29 protein-coding genes and 1 pseudogene are annotated in these 23,801 nt (G+C 60.0%); 16 read left to right on the forward strand and 14 right to left on the reverse strand.

What is annotated here, in order from left to right; translation table 11 throughout:
• Positions 1–105 precede the first annotated feature (105 nt).
• Together C1J04_RS19460 and C1J04_RS13200 are read left to right on the forward strand one after the other, a co-directional pair.
• Positions 106–249 (forward strand): hypothetical protein, encoded by a 144-nt coding sequence (locus tag C1J04_RS19460; protein WP_005849514.1) that lies wholly within the window; start codon positions 106–108, stop codon positions 247–249.
• Between the two features lie 200 nt (positions 250–449).
• The gene (locus C1J04_RS13200) at positions 450–1,232 is read left to right on the forward strand and encodes a Hint domain-containing protein (RefSeq protein ID WP_009825182.1); all 783 of its coding nucleotides are present in this window, start codon (positions 450–452) and stop codon (positions 1,230–1,232) included.
• Positions 1,233–1,235: 3 nt separating this feature from the next.
• Here C1J04_RS13200 and C1J04_RS13205 read toward each other — a convergent pair whose 3' ends face one another.
• Complete coding sequence (locus C1J04_RS13205) at positions 1,236–1,736, reverse strand: Lrp/AsnC family transcriptional regulator (protein WP_009825183.1); 501 nt, start codon at positions 1,734–1,736, stop codon at positions 1,236–1,238.
• A 219-nt stretch (positions 1,737–1,955) separates the two neighbouring features.
• Here C1J04_RS13205 and trxB point away from each other — a divergent pair, with 219 nt between their 5' ends.
• Together trxB and C1J04_RS13215 are read left to right on the forward strand one after the other, a co-directional pair.
• Positions 1,956–2,960, forward strand: a complete 1,005-nt coding sequence (gene trxB / locus C1J04_RS13210; protein WP_009825184.1) for a thioredoxin-disulfide reductase — start codon at positions 1,956–1,958, stop codon at positions 2,958–2,960.
• A 167-nt stretch (positions 2,961–3,127) separates the two neighbouring features.
• Positions 3,128–4,836, forward strand: a pseudogene (locus tag C1J04_RS13215) (bifunctional sulfate adenylyltransferase/adenylylsulfate kinase).
• Positions 4,837–4,968: 132 nt separating this feature from the next.
• On the opposite strand, the gene C1J04_RS13220 reads toward C1J04_RS13215, so the two are convergent.
• Together C1J04_RS13220 and C1J04_RS13225 are read right to left on the reverse strand one after the other, a co-directional pair.
• Positions 4,969–5,187, reverse strand: a complete 219-nt coding sequence (locus C1J04_RS13220; protein ID WP_009825186.1) for a DUF1150 family protein — start codon at positions 5,185–5,187, stop codon at positions 4,969–4,971.
• Between the two features lies 1 nt (position 5,188).
• Entirely contained in the window at positions 5,189–5,605 is a 417-nt protein-coding gene (locus C1J04_RS13225) for an Hsp20 family protein (protein ID WP_005849527.1), read from the reverse strand.
• Positions 5,606–5,766: 161 nt separating this feature from the next.
• Between C1J04_RS13225 and C1J04_RS13230 the strand changes: the two genes are divergently transcribed.
• The 3 genes from C1J04_RS13230 to C1J04_RS13240 all read left to right on the forward strand — a co-directional run bounded on the left by C1J04_RS13230 (position 5,767) and on the right by C1J04_RS13240 (position 7,628).
• Positions 5,767–5,991 carry a YdcH family protein gene (locus tag C1J04_RS13230; protein ID WP_005849528.1) on the forward strand — a complete coding sequence of 75 codons (225 nt, stop codon included), beginning with the start codon at positions 5,767–5,769 and terminating at the stop codon, positions 5,989–5,991.
• 82 nt (positions 5,992–6,073) lie between these two features.
• Entirely contained in the window at positions 6,074–6,562 is a 489-nt protein-coding gene (gene purE / locus C1J04_RS13235; RefSeq protein WP_005849530.1) for a 5-(carboxyamino)imidazole ribonucleotide mutase, read from the forward strand.
• On the forward strand, positions 6,555–7,628 hold the full coding sequence (locus C1J04_RS13240; protein ID WP_009825189.1) for a 5-(carboxyamino)imidazole ribonucleotide synthase: 1,074 nt from the start codon (positions 6,555–6,557) through the stop codon (positions 7,626–7,628). Before purE ends, C1J04_RS13240 begins: the two co-directional genes overlap by 8 nt.
• Before the next feature lie 18 nt (positions 7,629–7,646).
• Here C1J04_RS13240 and C1J04_RS13245 read toward each other — a convergent pair whose 3' ends face one another.
• The gene (locus C1J04_RS13245) at positions 7,647–8,789 is read right to left on the reverse strand and encodes an alpha-D-ribose 1-methylphosphonate 5-triphosphate diphosphatase (protein ID WP_009825190.1); all 1,143 of its coding nucleotides are present in this window, start codon (positions 8,787–8,789) and stop codon (positions 7,647–7,649) included.
• The gene (locus C1J04_RS13250) at positions 8,776–9,585 is read right to left on the reverse strand and encodes an esterase/lipase family protein (protein WP_009825191.1); all 810 of its coding nucleotides are present in this window, start codon (positions 9,583–9,585) and stop codon (positions 8,776–8,778) included. Before C1J04_RS13250 ends, C1J04_RS13245 begins: the two co-directional genes overlap by 14 nt.
• A gap of 49 nt (positions 9,586–9,634) precedes the next feature.
• On the opposite strand from C1J04_RS13250, the gene C1J04_RS13255 reads away from it, so the two are divergent.
• A complete protein-coding gene (locus tag C1J04_RS13255; RefSeq protein ID WP_009825192.1) occupies positions 9,635–10,111 on the forward strand; it encodes an NUDIX domain-containing protein in 477 nt (158 codons plus the stop codon).
• On the opposite strand, the gene C1J04_RS13260 is transcribed toward C1J04_RS13255, so the two are convergent.
• The 4 genes from C1J04_RS13260 to C1J04_RS13275 form a co-directional block, all read right to left on the reverse strand.
• Positions 10,077–10,925, reverse strand: a complete 849-nt coding sequence (locus C1J04_RS13260) for a DMT family transporter (RefSeq protein ID WP_009825193.1) — start codon at positions 10,923–10,925, stop codon at positions 10,077–10,079. The two genes, C1J04_RS13255 and C1J04_RS13260, sit on opposite strands and share 35 nt — an antisense overlap.
• 110 nt (positions 10,926–11,035) lie before the next feature.
• Positions 11,036–12,685 (reverse strand): chaperonin GroEL, encoded by a 1,650-nt coding sequence (gene groL, locus C1J04_RS13265; protein ID WP_005849541.1) that lies wholly within the window; start codon positions 12,683–12,685, stop codon positions 11,036–11,038.
• Between the two features lie 73 nt (positions 12,686–12,758).
• Positions 12,759–13,046, reverse strand: a complete 288-nt coding sequence (locus tag C1J04_RS13270; RefSeq protein ID WP_005849542.1) for a co-chaperone GroES — start codon at positions 13,044–13,046, stop codon at positions 12,759–12,761.
• Positions 13,047–13,224: 178 nt separating this feature from the next.
• Positions 13,225–13,905, reverse strand: a complete 681-nt coding sequence (locus C1J04_RS13275) for a DUF2161 domain-containing phosphodiesterase (RefSeq protein ID WP_009825194.1) — start codon at positions 13,903–13,905, stop codon at positions 13,225–13,227.
• A 132-nt stretch (positions 13,906–14,037) separates the two neighbouring features.
• Here C1J04_RS13275 and C1J04_RS13280 point away from each other — a divergent pair, with 132 nt between their 5' ends.
• Positions 14,038–14,958, forward strand: a complete 921-nt coding sequence (locus tag C1J04_RS13280; protein ID WP_009825195.1) for a manganese-dependent inorganic pyrophosphatase — start codon at positions 14,038–14,040, stop codon at positions 14,956–14,958.
• A 104-nt stretch (positions 14,959–15,062) separates the two neighbouring features.
• On the opposite strand, the gene C1J04_RS13285 is transcribed toward C1J04_RS13280, so the two are convergent.
• On the reverse strand, positions 15,063–15,629 hold the full coding sequence (locus C1J04_RS13285) for a carboxymuconolactone decarboxylase family protein (protein WP_009825196.1): 567 nt from the start codon (positions 15,627–15,629) through the stop codon (positions 15,063–15,065).
• A gap of 99 nt (positions 15,630–15,728) precedes the next feature.
• Between C1J04_RS13285 and C1J04_RS13290 the strand changes: the two genes are divergently transcribed.
• The 6 genes from C1J04_RS13290 (at position 15,729) to C1J04_RS13315 (ending at position 20,348) form a co-directional block, all read left to right on the forward strand.
• Positions 15,729–16,301, forward strand: a complete 573-nt coding sequence (locus C1J04_RS13290) for a TetR/AcrR family transcriptional regulator (RefSeq protein ID WP_009825197.1) — start codon at positions 15,729–15,731, stop codon at positions 16,299–16,301.
• 98 nt (positions 16,302–16,399) lie between these two features.
• Positions 16,400–17,272 (forward strand): TIGR01459 family HAD-type hydrolase, encoded by an 873-nt coding sequence (locus C1J04_RS13295; RefSeq protein ID WP_009825198.1) that lies wholly within the window; start codon positions 16,400–16,402, stop codon positions 17,270–17,272.
• A gap of 90 nt (positions 17,273–17,362) precedes the next feature.
• The gene (locus C1J04_RS13300; RefSeq protein ID WP_009825199.1) at positions 17,363–17,806 is read left to right on the forward strand and encodes a MaoC family dehydratase; all 444 of its coding nucleotides are present in this window, start codon (positions 17,363–17,365) and stop codon (positions 17,804–17,806) included.
• A gap of 105 nt (positions 17,807–17,911) precedes the next feature.
• The gene (locus tag C1J04_RS13305) at positions 17,912–18,844 is read left to right on the forward strand and encodes a bifunctional riboflavin kinase/FAD synthetase (protein WP_009825200.1); all 933 of its coding nucleotides are present in this window, start codon (positions 17,912–17,914) and stop codon (positions 18,842–18,844) included.
• Positions 18,841–19,311: a YcgN family cysteine cluster protein gene (locus C1J04_RS13310; protein WP_009825201.1), complete on the forward strand. Its 471-nt coding sequence runs from the start codon at positions 18,841–18,843 to the stop codon at positions 19,309–19,311. Before C1J04_RS13305 ends, C1J04_RS13310 begins: the two co-directional genes overlap by 4 nt.
• A complete protein-coding gene (locus C1J04_RS13315; RefSeq protein WP_009825202.1) occupies positions 19,311–20,348 on the forward strand; it encodes a threonine aldolase family protein in 1,038 nt (345 codons plus the stop codon). The genes C1J04_RS13310 and C1J04_RS13315 overlap by 1 nt, the downstream gene beginning before the upstream one ends.
• Before the next feature lie 3 nt (positions 20,349–20,351).
• Here the strand turns inward: C1J04_RS13315 and C1J04_RS13320 are convergent, their stop codons facing one another.
• The gene (locus C1J04_RS13320) at positions 20,352–21,140 is read right to left on the reverse strand and encodes an alpha/beta fold hydrolase (protein WP_037953868.1); all 789 of its coding nucleotides are present in this window, start codon (positions 21,138–21,140) and stop codon (positions 20,352–20,354) included.
• Positions 21,137–21,733, reverse strand: a complete 597-nt coding sequence (locus C1J04_RS13325; protein WP_009825204.1) for a 2-hydroxychromene-2-carboxylate isomerase — start codon at positions 21,731–21,733, stop codon at positions 21,137–21,139. The genes C1J04_RS13320 and C1J04_RS13325 overlap by 4 nt, the downstream gene beginning before the upstream one ends.
• Positions 21,734–21,842: 109 nt before the next feature.
• Here C1J04_RS13325 and C1J04_RS13330 point away from each other — a divergent pair, with 109 nt between their 5' ends.
• Positions 21,843–22,862, forward strand: a complete 1,020-nt coding sequence (locus C1J04_RS13330) for a ribose-phosphate pyrophosphokinase (RefSeq protein WP_005849565.1) — start codon at positions 21,843–21,845, stop codon at positions 22,860–22,862.
• Positions 22,863–22,893: 31 nt separating this feature from the next.
• On the opposite strand, the gene C1J04_RS13335 is transcribed toward C1J04_RS13330, so the two are convergent.
• Both C1J04_RS13335 and C1J04_RS13340 read right to left on the reverse strand, forming a co-directional pair.
• Positions 22,894–23,232 carry an H-type lectin domain-containing protein gene (locus tag C1J04_RS13335; protein ID WP_009825205.1) on the reverse strand — a complete coding sequence of 113 codons (339 nt, stop codon included), beginning with the start codon at positions 23,230–23,232 and terminating at the stop codon, positions 22,894–22,896.
• 127 nt (positions 23,233–23,359) lie between these two features.
• Positions 23,360–23,797: a F0F1 ATP synthase subunit epsilon gene (locus C1J04_RS13340; RefSeq protein WP_005849569.1), complete on the reverse strand. Its 438-nt coding sequence runs from the start codon at positions 23,795–23,797 to the stop codon at positions 23,360–23,362.
• Positions 23,798–23,801: the final 4 nt, after the last annotated feature.

Consider the following 23,801-nt stretch of genomic DNA (forward strand, 5'->3'; position numbering starts at 1 on the left):
CGAATTATCTGTATTTTTTCGTGAAATGCCCAATCGGTGCCCGAAAGCATTTGCATAGTGATCCTCGACGAAAGGGCATAGCCCATAGACAATAGGATACAGAGCATGAAAACCAACGCACGCTTCATCAAATCGGTTATCGACGCTTCCAACAAGGAAGGCGTGAACCTGCCTTGGTCCCGTGGCACACGCCGCGCCGCGTTCATCGCGAAACGCGCTGCCCTGACATCCCAGCAAAAAGCCGCCTGAACAGGGTTGGCTTACGGCCCGGGGGTTCTCGGGCCAGCCGGTGACCCTGCGCGCGACGGGCGGGTGCCTGTCCGCACAGATGGTTTGAGACCGATCACAAACATTCTATGCGCGCGGGCCTCTCTCGCGCGGATTAATCCGGATCGCAGGTGTTTCAGCGGGGGCTAGGCACGTGGGATCGACCATATAAAGGTCACGTTATGACATTGCATACTGCCCCTGATTTCATCCCCTCCCCTACACATACGCCGCAACCAGCAGCCTCCCGTTCGGTTCTGCGGGAAGCGCGTGCCCGATCCACCGGACGCACCCGCGCGTATGAGATTGCGGTGCTGCGTCAGGACGGCTCCGTCTTTGTGACCGAAGGCTACGCCCCTGCCACACCGTTGTTCGAAGAACCGTTTTCCGCTTTCGCCCATGGCACGTTGATCCGCACGACCCAAGGGGAAATCCCGGTCGAAGACCTTTGTCCCGGTGACCGGATCGTACAGGCCGACGGGCTGCACACTCCGCTTCTTTGGGTTGGATCAAGCAAGTTCGTCCCTGCGGATATCGGCCATCGCACGCCGCTTGTACGGGTCATGGCGGACAGTCTGGGGCTGGCGCGCCCCTCTGGTTTCCTGACCTTCGGCCCCGCTGCGCGCATCCTGCATACGCCGCAACGTCTTCGCGGCGCAGAGCAGACGCGCAAGGTCTTTACCCTGATGCAAGATCTGGTGGACGGGGTGAATATAATCGAAATTCAGCCTCCGACGCCGGTGCGGCTGTATCACTTGGGTCTTGCCCGTCATGCCGCGATCAGCGTCAGCGGTCTGGAGATGGAGACATTTCACCCCGGCCCGTCGACAATCGCAGCCCTGCCGCTGCATCAACGTGACGCGTTTTTATCAATGTTTCCGCATATCAGTGGTGCCAAAGATTTTGGCCCCCTGTGCCACCCCCGTGCGTCAGAACGGTCAGACCCGATCTACGCTGCGCAATAGCCCTTAGGGGTCGCTTTTCAGACGGCTTTCCAGCACATCAAAAGGCACGCCCGGTTCGTCTTTGGCCGGGCGGATCACAAGGCTGGTCTTGACGCTTTCCACATTGGGCGTCGTCAGCAATTGTCCGGTCAGAAAGCTCTGGAAGCTCGACAGATCGGGGGCGACGCATTTCAGCAGGAAATCCACCTCGCCGTTGAGCATGTGACATTCGCGGACCAGCGGCCAGTTGCGGCACTTCTCTTCAAAGGCGGTGAGGTCGGATTCAGCCTGGCTGGCCAGACCGACCATCGCGAAGACCTGCACCTCGAACCCCAGCTCACGCGCGTTAACATTCGCGTGGTAGCCGCGGATATATCCGCTTTCCTCAAGGGTCCGGACCCGGCGCAGGCACGGCGGTGCAGAGATGCCTACACGTTTGGCCAACTCAACGTTGGTCATGCGCCCGTCCGCCTGCAATTCGGCTAAAATTTTCCGATCAATCGGATCAAGCCGCGTCCCTGCCATAATACCCCCATAGGATTTTCAATTGTTATAGCACCAACATCGTTGGACGCAATAATCTTTCGCCGGTGCGCAATGTTCTGAATTCAAGCAAAAATCAACCGCATTTTCGATGACGGCGATCTTTGCAGGACGGATATGCAAACTTGGGGTTTAAGGCAACCCGAGGGGCGTCTATATCGGTTGGAACGCAACAAATGATACATTCTGGGGTTCTTTATCATGGCCGAAACTCGCGAAACCAAGCTTTTGATCATCGGCTCCGGCCCTGCCGGATATACTGCCGGCGTCTATGCCAGCCGCGCGATGCTGAACCCGATCCTTGTACAAGGCATCGAACCGGGCGGGCAGTTGACCACCACGACCGAGGTTGAAAACTGGCCCGGCGACAGCGAGGTGCAGGGCCCCGATCTGATGATCCGCATGCAGGACCACGCCAAGACGATGGGGACCGAGATCATCGGCGACATCATCACCGATCTGGACCTGTCCAGCCGCCCCTTCCACGCCAAGGGCGACAGCGGCACGACCTATGTGGCCGACGCCGTGATCCTTGCAACAGGCGCGCGGGCAAAATGGCTGGGGCTTGAGACCGAAGAGAAGTTCAAAGGCTTCGGCGTTTCGGCCTGCGCCACCTGCGACGGCTTCTTCTATCGCAATCAGGAAATCGTGGTCATCGGGGGTGGCAACACCGCCGTGGAAGAAGCGCTGTTCCTGACCAACTTCGCCTCCAAGGTCACCTTGATCCACCGCCGGGACGAGCTGCGCGCGGAGAAGATCCTGATCGACCGGCTGATGAAAAATCCAAAGATCGAACCGCTGTGGTTCCACCAACTGGATGAAGTCTATGGGACCGATGCGCCGCTGGGTGTCGAAGGGGTCAAGGTCAAGCACGTCGAAACCGGCGAGATCACCGATATCCCGTGCAAAGGTGTTTTCGTCGCCATCGGCCACGCGCCCGCGAATGAATTGGTCAAGGATACGCTGGAAACGCATATGGGCGGCTATGTCGTCACCAAGCCGGACAGCACCGAAACCTCTGTCCCCGGTGTATTCGCGGCGGGCGACCTGACCGACCACAAATACCGTCAGGCTGTGACCAGTGCCGGTATGGGCTGCATGGCCGCGCTAGAGGCTGAGCGATTCCTTGCAGAAGTTGGCGATGACGAAGGCAAAGACACATCTCTGCCGCTTGGCTATGGAGCCATGGTAAAAGACGACGCATAACGTTCGCCTAGGATGGCATTTGCTGGGATAAGATTGCCTTTTCCCAGCAAAAAACACGTCGCTGTCCGTAATTCGCCGCAAAGCGGCTACAAAGGTTGCCTAGCCCAATCGGTGCGGTCTATCAGCCCGAATATCCGAATTTGAACCTAAAATATTGCGAGACGCCCATGCAAACGCCCAACCTTGCTCCGATCCCTGAACTCTACGTCTCTTACGACTCGGCGCAGAAGCTGAAGGTGGAAGCTGGCGATCTGGTCAGCCATGACCTGACGCCGCGCCAGATCTGCGATCTAGAGCTGCTGATGAACGGTGGCTTCAACCCTCTTAAGGGTTTCTTGACCGAAAAAGACTATGACGGTGTTGTCGAAAACATGCGTCTGGCAGATGGGTCGCTGTGGCCGATGCCGATCAACCTTGATGTGTCGGAAAAGTTTGCCGAAGGGCTCGAGATCGGGCAGGACATTGCGCTGCGCGATCAGGAAGGCGTGATTTTGGCGGTGATGACGGTCACCGACCGTTGGGTCCCGAACAAGGCCCGCGAGGCAGAGAAAGTCTTTGGCGCGGACGACAGCGCCCACCCAGCGGTGAACTATCTTCATAACACTGCCGGTAACGTCTATCTGGGCGGCCCTGTGACCGGCATCCAGCAGCCCGTCCACTATGATTTCAAGGCCCGTCGCGACACGCCGAACGAGCTGCGTGCCTATTTCCGCAAGATGGGCTGGCGCAAGGTTGTGGCCTTCCAGACCCGCAACCCCCTCGCGCGCACCAGGAACTGACCTTCCGCGCCGCGCGTGAAGCGCAGGCGAACCTGCTGATCCACCCCGTTGTCGGCCTGACCAAGCCCGGCGATGTGGACCACTTTACCCGCGTGCGCTGCTACGAGGCCGTGCTGAACAAATACCCCGCCGCCACCACCGCGATGAGCCTGCTGAACCTCGCCATGCGCATGGCCGGCCCCCGCGAGGCGGTGTGGCACGGTCTGATCCGCAAGAACCACGGCTGCACCCATTTCATCGTGGGCCGCGACCACGCGGGCCCCGGCAAGAACTCTGCCGGTGAGGATTTCTATGGCCCCTATGACGCGCAGGATCTGTTCCGCGCCCATGAGGAAGAAATGGGCATCGAAATGGTCGACTTCAAACATATGGTTTGGGTGGCCGAGCGCGCACAATACGAGGCGATTGACGAGATCGAAGACAAGGATGACATCACCATCCTCAACATCTCGGGCACAGAGTTGCGCCGCCGTCTGCAGGAAGGGCTGGAAATTCCCGAATGGTTCTCCTTCCCCGAGGTGGTTGAAGAGCTGCGCCGCACCAAGCCGCCGCGCAACAAGCAGGGCTTTACGGTATTCTTCACCGGTTTCTCTGGTTCGGGAAAATCGACGATCGCCAATGCTTTGATGGTTAAGCTGATGGAGATGGGCGGCCGTCCCGTCACGCTGCTGGATGGAGATATCGTTCGCAAGAACCTGTCGTCCGAATTGGGCTTTAGCAAAGAGCACCGCGATCTGAACATCCGCCGCATCGGCTATGTCGCCTCCGAGATCACCAAGAACGGCGGCATCGCCATCTGCGCGCCGATTGCGCCTTACGCCACCACCCGCCGCGCGGTGCGCGAAGACGTGGAAAGCTTTGGTGCCTTCGTCGAGGTCCACGTCGCCACCTCCATCGAGGAATGCGAACGCCGCGACCGCAAGGGTCTGTACAAGCTGGCGCGTGAAGGCAAGATCAAGGAATTCACAGGGATCTCAGACCCCTATGACGTTCCCGCCGACCCCGAACTGCGCGTCGAGACAGAGAATGTCGACGTCGACAACTGCGCCCATCAGGTGCTGCTCAAGCTGGAAAGCATGGGGCTGATCAAGGGGTAACCCTTTCGCCAAGTCGAATACAGAAAGGCCAGCCTTCATAGGCTGGCCTTTTTCGTGCGCGTTGTTGGATGCCGTGCACAAAAAAGGGCCGCAACACAGCGACCCTTTTCGTTTAATTTTATATTTTGAGACTTAATGCACCATCACAGGCGCATAGTCATGATCGCGCGCGAGGCTAAAGGCGAGCTTGCGGTCACCGACCAGCGCCAGCTGCTGCCCTTCGGCGTCGTGCACGGCGTATAGCTGTTTTAGCCCTTCCGCCTGCTCGCGCACTTCGAGGGGAAGGTCGGACACGGCGATCATCTTGACGTAGACGGTACGGTCCTGAACATGCGTTTCTTCGTTATGCATTTTATTCCCCTTTTCTGATCTTGATGGTCTGAACGACCTTTTCGGGCTTCGCGCGGGTGAGATCGACGTGTAGCAGGCCGTTTTCAATCAGCGCTTCGCCAACGTCTACACCGTCGGCCAGTACGAAGGATCGTTGAAACTGGCGCGCGGCGATCCCGCGGTGCAAGAAGATTCGGTCTTCTTGCGTGTCGACCTGACGGCCACGGATCACAAGCTGTCTATCCTCAACGGTTATAGAGAGATCTTGTTCCGCAAAACCTGCAACCGCAAGCGTAATGCGGTAGCTATAGTCCGATGTTTGTTCAATGTTGAACGGTGGATAGCCTTCGTTTCCGGCCTTCGCCGTACGTTCCATCACCCGTTCCAACTGCTCGAAACCCAGCATATGCGGGTAGGAAGCCAGCGTTAATTTCGTCATAAGACACGTCCTTTAAGATAAGCGACAGTCAGTCATCCGGCCCCGTATTCGGCGACCTGCATCAAATATGGGGGCCATGGGGGCAGGACGCAAGGGCTATGCCTTTGAATTGCAACCGCCTATATTCGCAGGCCTAGATATAGCAAGAATCAGCCAAACCTATGAATCCTCCCTCCGACCTGTCGATGAAGAATGACGATGTCCTGCGTGTCGAGCTTGAGGTGTTTCGCCGCGAGCATCGCGATCTGGACGATGCCATTCAGGCGCTGGTCGACAAGGGGACAGGCGATCAGCTGACGCTGCAGCGGCTGAAAAAACGCAAGCTGCGCCTGAAAGACCTGATTGCCCAGATCGAAGACCGGCTGACCCCCGATATTACCGCCTGACAGCGCCCGCCAGCGGATTGCCACGCGGGCGATCATGGCTATAGTGCGCGCTTCTTATACGCTCTAGCAAAGGCCCCTTTTCATGGAAAATCCACCTGTCGGCATCATCATGGGCTCGCAGTCCGATTGGGCCACGATGCGCGAAGCAGCGACGCTGCTGGATGAACTTGGTATCGCTTATGAGGCCAAGATCGTATCGGCACACCGCACTCCCGACCGGTTGTGGAGCTATGGGAAAACCGCCGCCGACCGCGGCCTGCAGGTGATCATCGCCGGTGCGGGCGGTGCTGCGCATTTGCCCGGCATGATGGCGTCCAAGACCCGCGTGCCGGTGATCGGCGTACCGGTGCAGACCAAGGCGCTGTCGGGTGTGGATTCGCTTTATTCTATCGTGCAGATGCCCCGCGGCTTTCCGGTCGCGACGATGGCGATCGGTGCGGCAGGTGCCGCGAATGCCGCGTTGATGGCGGCGGGCATTCTGGCCCTCCAAGACCCTGCCCTTGCCACCCGTCTTGACGCTTGGCGCGATGCGCTCAGCGCCTCCATCCCAGAGGAGCCTTCGGATGACTGAAGCATTGAAGACAGGGGCCACCATCGGGATTTTGGGCGGCGGGCAATTGGGGCGCATGCTGGCCGTTGCCGCCGCACGTCTGGGGTTTCGAACGCATATCTTTGAACCCGGTGCCAACCCGCCTGCAGGTGATGTCGCCCATGCGCTGACCACCGCTGGCTATGATGACGTCGACGCGCTGACCGCCTTTGCCAAATCGGTTGATATCGTCACCTTCGAGTTTGAAAACATCCCGACAGATGCGCTTGATGTGATCGAAAACATCACCCCTATCCGTCCCAACCGCGAGGCGCTGCGCACCAGTCAGGACCGTCTGGTGGAGAAACAGTTCCTCGAAGGTTTGGGCCTGACTGTCGCGCCCTTTGCCGATATCGCCAATGCCGCCGATCTGGAGGCCGCGATGACGACCATCGGCGCGCCGTCGATCCTGAAAACCCGTCGCTTCGGCTATGACGGCAAGGGCCAGTCGCGTCTGCGCAGTGCGGATGATGCGGCGGGTGCCTTGGCGGATATGGCTGGCAATCCTGCGGTGCTGGAAGGCTTTGTGAACTTCACCGCCGAGGTGTCCGTGATCGCCGCGCGCAGCCCCTCGGGCGAGGTTGCCTGTTTCGATCCCGGTGAGAATGTGCACCGCGATGGCATCCTGCACACCACCACCGTCCCTGCCCGGCTAAGCGCCGCACAGCGCATGGATGCGGTACTGCTGGCCGCCAAGATTTTGAATGCACTGGATTATGTCGGCGTGCTGGGGGTCGAGCTTTTCGTCACGCCGCAAGGATTCATCGTGAACGAGATCGCGCCACGGGTGCATAACTCGGGCCATTGGACGCAGAACGGCTGTGCGGTGGACCAGTTCGAACAGCACATCCGTGCCGTGGCGGGATGGCCCTTGGGCGACGGCAGCCGCTATGCAGATGTGGTGATGGAGAACTTGATCGGCGACGATATGGACCGCGTGCCCGAGCTGGCGAAACAGCGCGACACGGCGCTGCATCTGTACGGCAAGGCCGACGTCAAACCGGGCCGCAAGATGGGCCATGTGAACATCGTCAAACGGCCCAGCTAGGGCACTATCCGCGCGGGCCTAGCCTAGGAACCGCGCGGCAATATCACCGGACATATAGCTGACGCGCCCGCCCGACATCGTCAGGGCCACACGGCGCGTCTGCGCGTCGAGCACCAGTAGATCAGCCCGCTTTCCGGTGGCGATCACGCCCCGATCCGACAGCCCCAGCACCGCCGCGGGCCCTGCCGATACCAAGTGCCACGCCTGCGCCAAGGGCAATACGCCACTATCCGCCAGCATGAAGGCCGCGCGTCGTGGCGACGGGTAATGGTAGTCAGAGGCAAGCGCCCCGCCGATTCCCATCGAAATCAGGTCAAGCGCGGAAACATTGCCGTTGTGCGACCCGCCGCGCACCACATTGGGCGACCCCAGCACCACATGATCCCCCGCCGCCGCTGCGGCTTCGGCTGCCTCCTGCGTTTCGGGGAACTCGGCGACGCGCACGCCACGCTTGCGCCATAAGGCGCGCCCTTCGGCGGTGGTATCATCGTGGCTGCCCATCTGGATGCCCCGCGCCGCCAGCACCTTGCACAGCCAGTCCAGCGCGCCGGGGACATCCGCGCTTTGGGCGTGCAGGTCTTGCATCATCCTCAGATGGTCGTCCGGATTGCGCCCTGCCTTCAGCGCTTGCCCTACCATGCGTTTGGGCACCTGCCCCTTCGCCAGCCGGTCGTGCGGCAGATGGTCGTTGAACACGACATAGGACAGCCCCCAGTCCTGCATGCGCTGCGGCAGATCGGCGTATAGGTCCAGCAGATGCGTCTCAAGCCGGAGCTGTCCGCGCAGGTCCGTAACCAACGTATCCGACACCTGCTGGATCGCGCCAAAGACCTGTTCGGCAAATTCATAGCCGCGTAAGCCGCCTTCCCAGCTGATGAACTGCGCCAGCACGGCGGTGGTGATGCCATTGGCGGCCAGCTCTGCCTCGGCGGCGACCAGCCCCTCTTGCATGGTTTTCATCGCACCGCGACGGGGGGCGAGGTGCCGTTCGAACCCGTCCCCATGCACATCGACGATCCCCGGCACGATCATGTAACCGTCAAGATCAACGCGCGTGGTTTGCGCCACATCGGTAATCAACCCCTGCGCAACCGCCAGCGGGCGGGGTTCAAGCGCATCCGCGCCCAGGACGTGCGCCCCCGTAAATTCAACGTTCAGCATCACTAGCCTTTTGTCCCGGCAAGCAGGCCCCATCGGGGCAGCCGATTGAATCAAGCACCGCGTCCACAAACCCCAGCGACCGGTCGAATTTCCCTGTGTCCAGATAGGTCATCGTCTGCGCAATCACCGTCGGGTTCATCATCATGAACGTATGTGTCACCGGCAGCATCAGGAAATCGCGCATCCCGTCGACCCGCGCGGATTGGACGGACACTTTGCCATCATCGCGCCCCGGCAGCAGCGACGAGAAATAGGGGTTCAGCGATTGCGTCCCCGCGATCACGCCCAGATCAAAGGTAACCGGAGGCAACCGCAGCGGGAGGGAGTTTTCACCCGTCCCCATCTGCGCCCCTGCGGGACCGTTCATCCAGTCAAAGGCGGCAAGATCACCCAGCGTGTCCACGACCTCGCTGCCGTGATTGGGCGGGGCCAGCATGACGACGCGGCCGATACGCGCATCGCCTGTTTCGGCAACCCATTGCCGCAGAAGGATACCGCCCATGGAATGGGTCACAAAATCAACTTTTTGCGTCCCGCAGGCCGCGACTGCGTCGGGCAAGGTGCGGCGGGTCAGCTCTTCGACGGGGGCGGTGGTTGACGGGTAGCCGGGGCGCACCACGGTGTAGCCCTCGGTTTCGAGCGCGGCCTCCATCACGGCAAAGGAGGTCTCTGTCCGGGCGAGCCCGTGCAACAGCACCACGCAACGCCCCTTTCCCGCTGTGGAAAGCGACGCTTGCGCCTGTGCCATGCCCGACAGCACGCCAAGCGAGAAAGTGATTGTGACCAGTGTTTTCATAGCTAGGGTCAAATAGACTGAAAACGCCGCATGTGAAATGCTTTGACGCATGCGCCGCGAGATTGAGGGTAAGATGGCGGAAAATAGCCCGCGTTTGGCGGTTCGTGCCGTGTTGGTCCATGACGGCCGCTTGCTGCTGGTCAACGCCTATCCCGACGGCAAAAGCGACCTGATGTGCGCGCCCGGTGGCGGGGTAGAACGCGGCAGCGCCCTGCCCGACAATCTGATCCGCGAGGTGTTTGAGGAAACCGGCCTGCAGATCGCCGTGGGGGTGCCCTGCTTGGTGAATGAATTCCACGACCCCGAGGGGGATTTCCATCAGGTGGATATCTACTTTCGCTGCACGGTGACCGGCTCTGCCGATGTGGACCCCGCGTGGCAGGACGCCGAAAGGATCGTGACCGACCGCCGCTGGGTCACCCCCGACGAGATGCGCGGTCTGCGGGTCAAGCCGGACAGTCTGGCGCAGGTCGCCTTTGGCAACGACCCGATCAGCTACGACCCGCTGGAGCCGATCGTGCGCTGACCGCCAGCCCGATTCCGCCAAGCACCAGCGCGGTGGCAATGACCACCTTTGCGCCCAAAGGCTCTGCCAGCAAAAGCGCACCGGCAAGAATCGCGATGACCGGCACTGACAGTTGCACCACCGCCGCCGTCGCCTGCGCCAGCCTTGGCAGCACCGCATACCACAGCGCGTATCCGAGGCCCGATGTGACGGCCCCGCAGACCACGCCAAGCGCAATGCCCGTGGGGGTGTAGAATGTCGGCTGCACCAGCAGCAGGATAGCGACCAAGGGCGTACAGATCACAAAGTTCCCCGCGCTGCCTGCCAGCGGGTCGGACGCACCACGGCCAATGATCGTATAGGCGGCCCAGCCGAGCCCTGCGGCGATCATCAATACGGCTCCCAATGGGTCAACCGCCACGCCTTGCGACGGCCAGAGCACCAGCACCAATCCGGCAAAGGCCACCCCCGCCCCCAACAGCTTGCGCGGTGTCGGTGTCACGCCGAACAGCGCACCATGGGCGAACATGGCGATCTGGACCACACCGAACAGGATCAGCGCGCCCAACCCTGCGTCCAGCGTGAGATAGGCGAGCGAGAAACCGATGATATAGATGGCCAGCGTGACCGCCCCCAGCCCCTGTTGACGTCGCAGCAAGGGCACCCGCCCGCCGCGCAGCACGACCAGCAGCGCCAAGAGCACCGCCCCTGACAACACCCGCACAACGGCAAATCCGGTGGGGTCAATATGCCCGCCGGCAATGGCAAAGCGGGTCAGGACAGAGTTGGCCGCGAAGGCGACCATCACAAGGGCGGTGAGCAAGAAGATACGCATGGCGACTGCTTAGGCTACCGACGCGCGACGTACCACGAAAAAGGGGCGCATCTGGTGATGCGCCCCTTCATTCTGTCAGCACAAGGGCGTGATCGCCCCCGCGGCGTGATTTACATCATGCCGCCCATGCCGCCCATGCCGCCCATGTCGGGCATGCCGCCGGCTGCGCCGCCGTCTTTCGACGGTTTGTCGGCAACCATGGCTTCGGTTGTGATCAGCAGACCAGCAACGGATGCCGCGTCTTGCAGCGCTGTACGCACAACTTTAGCAGGGTCGATAACACCGAATTTGAACATGTCGCCATATTCTTCGGTCTGAGCGTTGAAGCCGAACTTCAGGTCGTCGCTTTCGCGGATTTTGCCGGCCACTACGGAACCGTCAACACCAGCGTTCTCAGCGATCTGACGCAGAGGCGCTTCGAGCGCCTTGCGGACGATGCCGATACCAACGTTCTGGTCCGCGTTGTCGCCTGTCAGCCCTTCGAGCTTTTTGCCCGCTTGAACCAGTGCAACACCACCACCAACAACGATACCTTCTTGAACAGCGGCACGTGTCGCGTTCAGGGCATCATCAACGCGGTCTTTGCGCTCTTTAACTTCAACTTCGGACATGCCGCCAACGCGGATCACGGCAACACCGCCTGCCAGTTTGGCAACGCGTTCTTGCAGCTTCTCTTTGTCGTAGTCGGATGTGGTTTCTTCGATCTGGTTACGGATCTGAGCAACACGTGCTTCAATCTCCGCCTTCTCGCCAGCGCCGTCAACGATTGTTGTTTCGTCTTTGGTGATGGTGACTTTCTTGGCCGAACCCAGCATGTCCATTGTAACGGACTCGAGCTTCATGCCCAGATCTTCGGAGATCACTTGACCGCCTGTCAGGATCGCAAGGTCTTGCAGCATGGCTTTGCGGCGATCGCCGAAACCAGGTGCTTTGACCGCTGCGATTTTCAGGCCGCCGCGCAGTTTGTTGACAACCAGAGTTGCCAGCGCTTCGCCTTCAACATCTTCCGAGATGATCAGCAGTGGTTTTTGCGACTGGATCACTTGCTCAAGCAGGGGAACCATTGGCTGCAGCGAGGACAGTTTTTTCTCGTGCAGCAGGATAATCGCGTCTTCCAGCTCGACAGTCATCTTGTCGGAGTTGGTGACGAAGTAAGGGGACAGGTAACCGCGGTCGAACTGCATGCCTTCAACAACATCGGTCTCTGTTTCCAGGCCTTTGTTCTCTTCGACGGTGATCACACCTTCGTTGCCGACTTTCTGCATCGCGTCCGCGATCTGACGGCCGATTTCTTTCTCGCCGTTTGCAGAGATGGTGCCGACTTGGGCAACTTCGTCGCTGTCGTTGACAGGGCGCGCTGCTGCTTTGATCGCTTCGACGACAGTGGTGGTCGCCATGTCGATGCCGCGCTTCAGGTCCATCGGGTTCATGCCAGCGGCAACCGATTTCATGCCTTCTTTAACGATGGCTTGGGCCAGAACGGTTGCGGTTGTTGTACCGTCACCCGCTTCGTCGTTGGTCCGGGAAGCAACTTCCTTGACCATCTGTGCGCCCATGTTTTCGAACTTGTCTTCCAGTTCGATTTCTTTCGCTACGGATACACCGTCTTTGGTGATGCGAGGCGCGCCAAAGGATTTGTCCAGCACAACGTTACGGCCTTTGGGGCCCAGTGTGACTTTCACGGCATCGGCAAGGATGTTCACACCCTTAAGCATCTTGTTACGGGCGTCGGTCCCGAATTTTACGTCCTTAGCAGACATAGTGTCTCTCCTAAAATCTTGGGTTGATGTCAGCGTATCTTGGGTGAGGCGCTAGGCCCCGGTCTGCCTGAGCTCAGGACAGGATCCCCATGATGTCGCTTTCTTTCATCATCAGCAGTTCTTCGCCGTCCAGGGTGACTTCTGTGCCGGACCATTTGCCGAACAGAACCTTGTCGCCGGCTTTTACAGCCATTGCGATAAGCTCACCGCTGTCCTTGCGCGCGCCTTCGCCACAAGAAACAACTTCACCCTCGGAGGGTTTTTCTTTTGCGGAATCAGGGATGATCAAGCCACCCTTGGTTTTTTCTTCGCTTTCGGTGCGGCGCACCAGCACACGGTCATGCAGCGGTTTAAATGCCATCTTTCAGCTCCTTAAGGCTCAAAGTTATTCTCCCAAGCCGCCCCTCCGGTCGAGGGGTGCAGCCATTAGCACTCAGCCCTTGCGAGTGCTAACGAGGGATAGCTAAGGATGTGCACGGCCCTAGTCAACCACGGTAATTTGAAAAATTTTAGCCAACTTGCCCCGTGGCCCGCGCAGGCTAGTCCGACCCGAGCACCCGCCCCGCGGCGGAAACGGCTTCGGCACCTGTCGGGGTCAGGCCGTATATGCCTGTCTCGATCTTTTCAAACCATCCGTAGTGATTGTCGCGCATCATGGCGGTTGCCCGCTGAACCTGGGTTTCGCGCGCGACATGGGCACCTTTGCTGGCCCCTGCCTCGAATAGGTACATCGCGAGCTTCAGCGCATCCTGCCGATAGGCGGTGACCAGCCCTGCCCGCGTCTGCCCGCCGTCATTCGGGTCACCCTGACGCCGTGCGAATTCACGCAGCAGCCGTGCCTGCCGCTTGGCGTTTTTGCGCGGCGCATAAGGGCCCGGATCGCAATGCACCTCGACCAGACCATCCTGCAGCCGCACGGTGATCAACCCCAACCCCAAACGCCGCGCCAGTGCCGTGTTGTCCTTGACCGCCTTGGCAAAACGTTTGCCCGGCTGACGGGCGACCGCCAGATAGACATCATCGCTGACCGACAGACGCGCGATACATTGATGAAACAGCGCGAGGCTAAAGCCCAGCTTCAGCTCTACCACCACCGGCGGCTCTGCCCCGCGAACGGCCACGACATCGGCAGCCCCCACCTCTGACTTCACGACATAGCCCTGATCCTCGAGAAAGGATTTGATCGGCGGGTAAAGGTCGGTTTCGCGCGGGTTTGTCATGGCTGCAGTGCTACCAGCTTTGCCCCGTTGCTGAGAACCCCAAAGCCACACGGATCAGGCAGGTGGTGACAACTGCGCCAACCGACCATATAAGGCGCGCAAATCAACACTCTCCCACTGCAGGACATTCCTATGACAACGCTTGTTTTTGGCCATAAATCCCCCGACACAGACAGCACCGGCAGCCCGATCATCTGGGCATGGTACCTGAATGAAATCAAAGGCGTCGACGCCGCTCCCGCCCTGCTGGGCGAGCCCAACACCGAAGCGCTGTTCATGCTGGACCACTGGAAGCTGGACAAGCCGCAGATCATCGACGACGTGCAAGCCGACCAGCCCGTTGTGATCGTTGATACCAACAACCCTGCCGAGCTGCCCGCCAGCATCAATGACGCGGACATCACCGCCATCATCGACCACCACCGTCTGGTGGGCGGGCTTGAAACCAAAGGCCCCGTCAACATCGTGATGGAGACGCTCGCCTGCACCGCGACGATCATGTACAAGATGATCGGTGATGACATGGCGCAGATGCCGACTAATATCAAAGGCGCGATGCTGACCTGCATCCTGTCCGACACGCTGGAATTCCGCAGCCCGACCACAACGCAAGAAGACACCGCCATCGCCCACGCGCTGGCCAAGGATCTGGGTGTCGACATCGCTGAATATGCGGCGCAGATGTTTGCGGCGAAATCCGACGTCTCGTCCTTCTCCGAAGCAGAGCTGCTGCGCATGGATTCGAAAGAATACGAAGTCGACGGCAAGAAATTCCGCGTCTCCGTTCTGGAAACCACATCGCCCGCAGCCGTGCTGAACCGCAAAGACGCGCTGATGGCTGCAATGCCCGGCGTTGCCACAGAAGACGGGGCCGATCAGGTGTTGCTCTTCGTTGTCGACATCCTGAACGAAGAAGCCACCATGCTGATCCCCAACGACTTTACCAAGTCTGTGGCAGAGAAAAGCTTTGGCGCGACCGTCACCGGTGACAGCGTTGTCCTGCCCGGTGTGATGAGCCGTAAAAAGCAGATCATCCCGAACATCAAAGTCTAAACGGACCTAACTGGCCCCTTGCTTGGCGGGGGCACAAACGCAAAAGCCCCCCTGAGATCAGGGGGGCTTTTTTCATTTCAACGCCGCGCCGAAGCGCGAGGGGCTTATACCTTCAAAGGGGTATCGCCGCGCTCCCATGCCAGCGGCTTGAACACGTCGTCGACGGGCGTCTGCGCGACGTGGTTCACGTAGTTAGACATGGTTTTCTGCGCCATCCCAAGGATCACATCCAACACCGCACGGTGGCCATAGCCCGCGTCGAAGAACGCTTTCATCTGATCGTCAGACACGTTGCCACGCTGGCGGAACATCTGGACGGTAAAGGTGCGCAGCGCTTCCAGCTTGGGTGTCGGCAGCGCGGTTTCGTTGCGCAGCGCGTCAGAGATTTCGTCCGATACCTTCATCATCTTGGCGATACCTGTATGCGCGGGGACGCAGTAGTGGCATTCGTTCTCGACGTTGATCGCCTGCCAGACAACAGTCAGCTCTTCCGCATCAAAATCGGTTTCGGTGAACAGCTTGTGCAGCACCTGATAGCCTTCGTAAGCCTGTGGGCTTTCGGCCAGAACCTTGTGCAAACCGGGCAGACGGCCAAAGGCTTTTTGCGACTGCTCAAGCAGCGGCTTGGAGGCTTCGGGTGCGGTATCAAGATCGTGAGAGGGGAAGGACATGGAAAAGCTCCTGTAAATGTTTCGCTAAAGTACATTTAGGGTTTATTGAGCGATCACTCAAGTATATAATTGAGCAATCATTCAAGAAAAGGTGATCCCATGCCCCGCAAACCCAGCTATGACCGTGAAGATCTGATCGAACGCGCCCGCGATCTGTTCTGGCAACGCGGTTGGGCGGGCACGTCGCTGAAGGATCTGGAGGCGAGCCTCAAGATGAAGCCGGGCAGCTTTTATGCAGCGTTCGGGTCAAAGGATGCGCTGTTCGAACTGGCGCTGGATCGCTACGCCGCCGACGGGTCAGAGCGGATGAAGACCCTTGCCCGCGACGAAGGCCCCCTGCCCGCGCTACAAAAATTCCCCTGCATGGTGATTTCGAATGACACCGCACCGGCCAAAGCCTGCATGCTGTCGAAAACCCTGCTTGAACTGCAAGCCCACCGTCATCCGCTGGCGCAAAAGGCAAACGCCCATCTGCTGAAGATGGAGCAGATGTTCGCAGAGCTGTTTTCCCAAGCCCAAGCCGCCGGTGACATCAGCGCTGATCACGATCCGCGCAGTCTGGCGCGGCGCTACCAGTCCGATGTGCTGGGGCTGCGCGTCTCGGCGGAACGTGAGGGGGTGGATGCCGCCGCCATCGCGGGCGAAATCGCGGACGGTTTGGCGCGGCTCTGACGCGCATCACGGCGCGGACCTGTTGCGCTGCCCAGTTGCCCCGCGGGGGGATGTGTGCTTTCTGCGGTGCAAAGCTCTTGCAGATTGGAAAGCGGCCCATGACCCAGATTATCAATAACCTTTTCGAAATCTCTGACCGCTATGACGCCTTGTTCGTCGACCTTTGGGGCTGCGTTCACGACGGGGTCAAGGCACTGCCAGATGCGGTCACCGCGCTGCAAGCCTATCGCAACGGCGGCGGCAAGGTGGTGCTTGTCACAAACTCCCCCCGCCCCCGCGACGGCGTGATCAAACAACTGGCGCATTTCGGCGTACCGGATGATGCGTGGGACGATATCGCCACCTCGGGCGATTCTGCGCGCACGGCGATGTATCGCGGCATGGTGGGCACGCAGGTCTGGCACCTTGGCCCGCCCACGGACAAGCACTTCTTTGATCCCAGCGACGTGCTTGATGATCCTGTCGATATCCAGCGGGTTGATCTGGAAGACGCCGAGGGCATCGTTTGCACCGGCCCCTTCGATCCGTCCGAAGACCCCTCCGTGCTGCGCCCGCAACTTCTTTATGCCAAGCAAAAGGGGCTCAAGCTGCTTTGCGCGAACCCTGATATCGTGGTGGACCGTGGCGATGTGCGCGAATGGTGCGCCGGTGCTGTCGCGGCGCTTTATACCGAGATGGGCGGGGAAAGCCTGTATTTCGGCAAGCCGCATCCGCCGATTTATGATCTGGCCCGCCGCAAGCTCTACGCGTTGGACAAGGACATCACCGACAATGGCATTCTCGCCATCGGCGACGGCATCCATACCGATGTCAAAGGGGCCATGGGAGAGGATATCGATTCGCTTTTCATCTCTGGCGGTCTGGCCGCGCGGGAAACCGAAACGCAGACCCAGCCCGATCCCGAGGCGCTAATCCGTTATTTGGAAAAGGAAACATCCGCTCCGACCTATACAATTGGACACCTACGCTGACCTACTTTTTCCTTGCGTTTCTGCGCTTGCAAAGTAATTAAGTTTCACACTGGATAAAACTGGCGTCACTTTATTACTGAAAGGGCTGGCATGTTGGATAATCTGCCCCGTGGAACGATCTGTATTGAAGATATCGAAATCGGCATGACGCGCTATCTGCGCAAGGTCATCACCGACGAAGACATCGAGATGTTCGCGCAAGTGTCCACTGATCGCAATCCGGTACATCTGGACGACGCCTATGCGCAGGACACCATCTTTGAGGGGCGGATCGCCCACGGCATGCTGACTGCGGGCCTGATCTCTGCCGTGATCGGAGAGCAGTTGCCGGGGCATGGCACCGTCTACATGGCGCAGTCGCTCAAGTTTCTGGCCCCCGTGCGCCCCGGCGATCTGGTCTATGCCGAGGTGAAGGTCACCAATATCGAATTCGACAAGCGCCGTGTGAAACTGGATTGCCACTGTGCGATTGAGGGCAAAAAGGTCCTGATTGGCGAAGCAACCGTTCTGGCCCCCTCACGCAAGTTCGACTGACGATAGCCCTCCCGCCAGCGCCCGTCCCACAACGCTGCGGTTTTTCGGTACCGTGACCCGCCCCGCTGCTTGTCAGCACCGGCAGAGGGGGCTACCACCAAGCGCATGGAAATCATTCGCGACTATCAATTTGTATCCGCTTCCGATCAGGGGGCGACCGCCGCTATTGGCAATTTCGACGGGGTGCATCTGGGGCATCGGTCGGTCATCGACATGGCCCGTGCCGCCCTGCCCGACGCGCCCTTGGGCGTGGTCACATTCGAGCCACACCCCCGTGAATATTTCGCCCCCGACGCCCCGCCCTTCCGCCTGATGGGCGCAGAGGCGCGCGCGCACCAGTTGCAAAAGATCGGCGTCGACAAGCTGTATGAGCTGGGGTTCGATGCCGCTCTGTCCGGCCTCAGCCCCCGCGCCTTTGCGCAGGAGGTGATCGTTGATGGTCTGGGCCTGCGCCATGTGGTCGTGGGTGCGGACTTCCGCTTTGGCAAGGCGCGCGCGGGCACCGCTGAACAGCTGCAGGCCTTCGGTGCCGAGATGGGGTTCGGCGTGACCATCGCGCCGCTGATGGCGAAGGGCCCCGATACCGTGTCTTCGACTGCGATCCGCAACGCGCTGACAGAGGCACGCCCCCGCGATGCCGCCGCGATGCTGGGCCATTGGCACCGTGTTGAAGGCCCGATCCTGCACGGTGAAAAGCGCGGGCGCGAACTGGGCTACCCGACGGCGAATATGTCGATCGACGGGCTGCACCCGCCGGCCTTTGGTGTCTATGCGGTGCTTGTCGATGTGCTTGAAGGGCCGCAGGCAGGGCGCTACCACGGCGTTGCCAGCCTTGGCGTGCGCCCGATGTTCGGCGAGAACAAGGCCAACCTCGAGACATTCATCTTCGACTTCAAAGGCGATCTCTACGGCAAGCATGTCTCGGTCGCGCTGGTCGACCACCTGCGCGGCGAGGAAAAATTCGACAATCTTGACGCCTTGATCACCCAGATGGATGCCGACAGCGCGCAGGCCCGCAGCATTCTGGCCGCGCTATGACCGATCCGATTGCCGCCAAAGGTCTTGCCAAACGGTTCTGGGAAAAGAAGCCGCTCACCAAGATGTCGCAAGACGAATGGGAAGCGCTGTGTGACGGTTGCGGAAAATGCTGTCTGAACAAGCTTGAAGACGAAGAAACCGAAGAAGTCGCCCTGACCCGCGTGGCCTGCCGCCTGCTGGATGATGCGACCTGCCGGTGTAGCCACTACGAGAACCGGCACCAATTCGTGCCCGACTGCATCGTTCTGAAGCCCGAAAATCTGGATACCCACGCCTATTGGATGCCGCTAACCTGCGCCTATCGGCTGCTGTGGCAGGGCAAGCCGCTGTACGACTGGCACCCGCTGATCAGCGGTGACCCTGATAGCGTGCACCGCGCGGGAATCTCGGTGCAGAATAACACCGTCTCGGAATTCGACACCCCGTTCGAGGAATGGGAAGACCACATCATCGAGGAGCCAACCTGATGTTTTTTGCCTCTGACAACGCGGGCCCTGTTCACCCCCAGATCATGAACCGTCTGGCTCAGGCAAACACCGGACACGCGATGCCCTATGGCAATGATCCCATCATGGACGAAGTCCGCGACGCGATCCGCACCGCGTTCGAGGCACCCGAGGCCGCGGTCTATCTGGTCGCAACCGGCACCGCTGCCAATGCGCTCGCGCTGGCGTGCTACACCCAGCCGTGGCAGACGATCTTTTGCTCCGTCACCTCGCATATCCACGAAGACGAATGTAACGCGCCCGAGTTCTATGCCGGTGCCGCAAAGCTGACCGTGGTTGAAACCGACGACAAGATGACGCCAGAGGCGCTGACAAAGGCGATCGAGAAACACCCCGAGGGCAATGTACATGGCGCGCAGCGCGGGCCGGTGTCGATCACCCAGGTGACCGAACGGGGCTCGGTCCACTCGCTGGAAGAGCTGAACGCCCTCACCGCTGTTGCCAAAAGCTATGACCTGCCCGTGCATCTGGACGGGGCGCGCTTTGCCAATGCGCTGGTTGCCCTGGGCTGCACCCCGGCAGAGATGACGTGGAGAGCGGGCGTCGATGTCGTCAGCTTTGGCGGCACCAAGAACGGTTGCATGGGTGTCGAGGCGGTGGTTTTCTTCGACCCCGCCAAGGCTTGGGAGTTCGAGCTGCGGCGCAAACGCGGGGCGCATCTGTTTTCCAAACACCGGTTCCTGTCTGCGCAGATGGCGGGCTATATGCAGGATGATTTGTGGAAGACGTCCGCCGCCCGGGCCAATGACAACGCACGCCATCTGGCGGATGGTTTGCGCGCCGCAGGGGCAACGTTGCTGCATAAACCCGACGCCAATATGATCTTTGCCAAATGGCCCCGCCGCATCCACCAGAAGCTGCATGATGCGGGGGCGAAATACTATGTCATGGATGGCCCGTTAGAGGGCGACGACCCGAATGAGCCTTTATCGGCGCGGCTGGTCTGTGACTGGTCGATCGGCACAGAGGCGATCGACCAGTTCCTATCGTATTTCTGACGGCTATACCGTTTCGAGAAAGCTGCGGATTTCAGCGGCGACGGCCTGCGGGTGCGTGATCGGGGCCATGTGCCCCGCCCCTTCGATCGCCTTGCGTGTCGCATTGGGCAAACGGCGGGCGATGGACGTGCTGATCGCATCTACCATATCCGCCGATGTGCCCCCGTCCATCAACAGTACCGGCATCGCGGCGCGGGCGAACTTGCCCGGCTCTAGCAGCCCGGCATTATCGTCCCGCAAGAACGGCTGGCTAGCGGGCACATAATGGATTCGGTCAGCCATATACTGGCGCAGCTTTTCCGGCGTCTGTTCCCATCCGCTGCCATCGCCCCAGCCGGTGTTGAAGATGCGCGCGGCCTCCATCCGGTCGCCCGCGTCAAAAGCCGCATCGAACCCGCCGGAGTTGCGATCCGCGGCTGCCACCCGTGCCGGATCGTCAGCCAGAGCCGCCGCAAAATAGACCGGTTCAATCATCGTCAGGCTGCGCACCAGTTCGGGGTTCTCGATGGCAATCCGCAAGCCGATCGTCGCGCCAAAAGAATGGCCGATAATATCAATCGGTTCGGTCACCAGCTCCCGCACCAGATCGGTCGCCCGGGCATGGAGATCCCCCTGCCCGTCCCAATCGGCGGATTTCCCGTGGGAGGGCAGATCGGGACAGAGCAGCGTCAGCTCATCCGCTAACGCCTCGCCCACGCCGCGCCACGCGCCGGAATGGGCAAGCGTGCAGTGAACAGCCAGCGCGTGCCGCGGACCATGCCCGAATTGCCGTGTATATAAACCTGAACTCACAGTTTACCTGCCATCACAAGGTCAAGATCTTCAAGCCGGTCCTGACCCCAGAACTTGTGGGCGTCGTCCAGAATATAGAATGGCGCGCCAAAGACGCCCTTTTCGACCGCCTCTTCCAGATTGCGCGCGTAGGTATCAGCCCCTTGCAGCAAGCCTTTATCGGCCAGCGCGGGGTCAAAGCCCGCTTTTTCAAGACAGTCGCGCACGACCGCATCTTCGGCAATATCGCGTTCCTCGGCCCAGACGGCTTTCATGATCAGCTGGCACAGCTTGCCTACGTCGCCGCCTTCGTTCTGCGCTGCGATAATGGCGTACGAAGACGGCGCGCCGTTGGTGGGCCAATGCGCGGGTTTGAGGTTGAACGGCATGCCCAGCTTCTTGGCCTGACGCGGCAGTTCAATCGCGCGATACTCTTGCCGCGACGGATGTCGATCTTTTGGAGGCTGCCCGCCCGTGCGCCCGAAAGCGGTAATCAGATCGAAAGGTTTATAGGTGATCGTCGCCCCGTGTTTGGCGGCGATTTCCTCAAGCCGGTTTCCCGCCAGATAGGCATATGGTGAAAGTGTCGCAAAAAAATAGTCGATATGGGGCATTTGGGGTCTCCGATCAGGGCTGTGCAGCTTTGCCAGACCGTAAGGCCATGCTAAGCGGTGTCAACGTCACGATTCTGTCACATGTTCTGCATCCAGGGACCCTTTGCACATGGCTCAAACCACCGAACCCAAACTGATCTCAGGTAACGCGAACATGCCGTTGGCCAAAGCCATCGCACGGCGGATGTCGCTGCATCGGGGGGTCAACGTAGGGCTGGTCGACGCACGGGTCGAACGGTTCAATGACGGCGAAATCTTTGTGGAGGTTTACGAAAACGTCCGCGGCGAGGATATGTTCATCATCCAGCCAACGTCGAACCCCGCCAATGACAACCTGATGGAATTGCTGGTCATGGCCGACGCGCTGCGCCGGTCCTCTGCGGCGCGTGTCACGGCTGTTCTGCCCTATTTCGGCTATGCCCGTCAGGACCGCCGCACCAAGGCACGCACGCCGATCACCGCCAAGATGGTCGCGAACATGATGGTCGGCAGCGGCATCGAGCGTATCCTGACGATGGACCTGCACGCCGCTCAGATCCAAGGTTTCTTCGATATCCCAGTCGACAACCTCTATGCCTCCCCCGTTTTCGCGCTGGACATCCAGAACGAATTCAAGGGCCGCATGGACGAGCTGATGGTTATCTCTCCGGATGTGGGCGGCGTGGCCCGCGCACGCGAACTGGCGAAGCGCATCAACTCCCCCCTCGCCATCGTGGACAAGCGCCGCGAAAAGCCCGGCGAGATTGCAGAGATGACAGTGATCGGCGATGTGACCGACAAAGTCTGCCTGATCGTGGACGACATCTGTGACACCGCCGGCACCCTGTGCAAAGCGGCCGAAGTGCTGATGGAAAACGGTGCGAAGGAAGTCCACTCCTACATCAGCCACGGCGTTATGTCCGGCCCTGCGGTCGAACGCGTTAGCAATTCGGTGATGAAATCGCTGGTCATCACGGACAGCATCGCGCCGACGCCCGCCGTCAAGCAAGCTACAAACATCCGGATCGTGCCTACAGCGCCGATCTTTGCGCAGGCGATCCTGAACATCTGGAACGGCACTTCGGTCTCGTCCCTGTTCGACGCCGATACGCTAGAGCCGATCTACGACGGTATGTACAAACCCGGCTAAGCGCCCCTGAAACAACGGCTGGGGGCGCTGCTTAAAGCTCCCAGTCGTCTTGCTGCGGCAACGGCCCGATGGCCATCCAAGACGCCCTGACGCGCGCGATACGCGTATCGCCCCAGGTGCGGAACACCAGTTCAAAACCTTCCGTCGTCACATTCTCTGATCGCAGATCCGCGCGCATGACCGTGGCGTTATCCACGTCCCACAGCGCAAGCGAGGCGTGTACCGTGGGGATATCGCGGTATGGCGTGGAAAAGGTGATATGGTTGCGCCGCTCGCGCTGCCCCTTGCCCGTCCACATCTCGCCACCATCCTGAAAGTCGGAGAACAACACCGTCTCTCCGCTATCGATACCAACGCTGCTTGCGTTCATTCTTTTCATCGTGATGGCCTGCCCCAACTCGTCCTACCGCTACAATCTGACAACCATAAGTTAAGGTTAACAAATAGAAAAGGCCCCGCGGATGCAGGGCCTTTCCATCAAAACGGGCAAGGAAACGTCAGAGGCTGGGTTGCTTGCTCGACAAGCCGATTTCGTCCCCCATGGCGACCATGTCGGACAGCAGCTTGGCTGCGTCGTCTACGGGGCCAGGTTCATTCACGAAACCCTCTTTTGCCGTTGTGTACATGGCTTTGGCTTCGGCGATCATTTCGTCCAGATGCTCTTGGGTCATATCACCCTTGGACACCGCGCGTTCGGCCAGAACCGATACGCCTTCGGAAGAGATCTCGGCAAAGCCGCCGGTTACCACATACTCAGCAGTGCCTTCCGGGCCTTCAACACGCAGCACACCGGGGCGCAGCGTGGTGATGGTGGGGGCATGATCAGGCATGGCTGTCATGTCCCCATCCGCACCCGGAATCTGAACGGCCGTCACCTGCATCGAGGCCAGCCGCCGCTCGGGCGAAACGAGGTCGAATTGCATTGTGTCTGCCATTTTC

Origin of the sequence: Sulfitobacter sp. SK025 (assembly GCF_003352105.1) — a bacterium.
Classification (GTDB): Bacteria; Pseudomonadota; Alphaproteobacteria; order Rhodobacterales; family Rhodobacteraceae; genus Sulfitobacter; species Sulfitobacter pontiacus.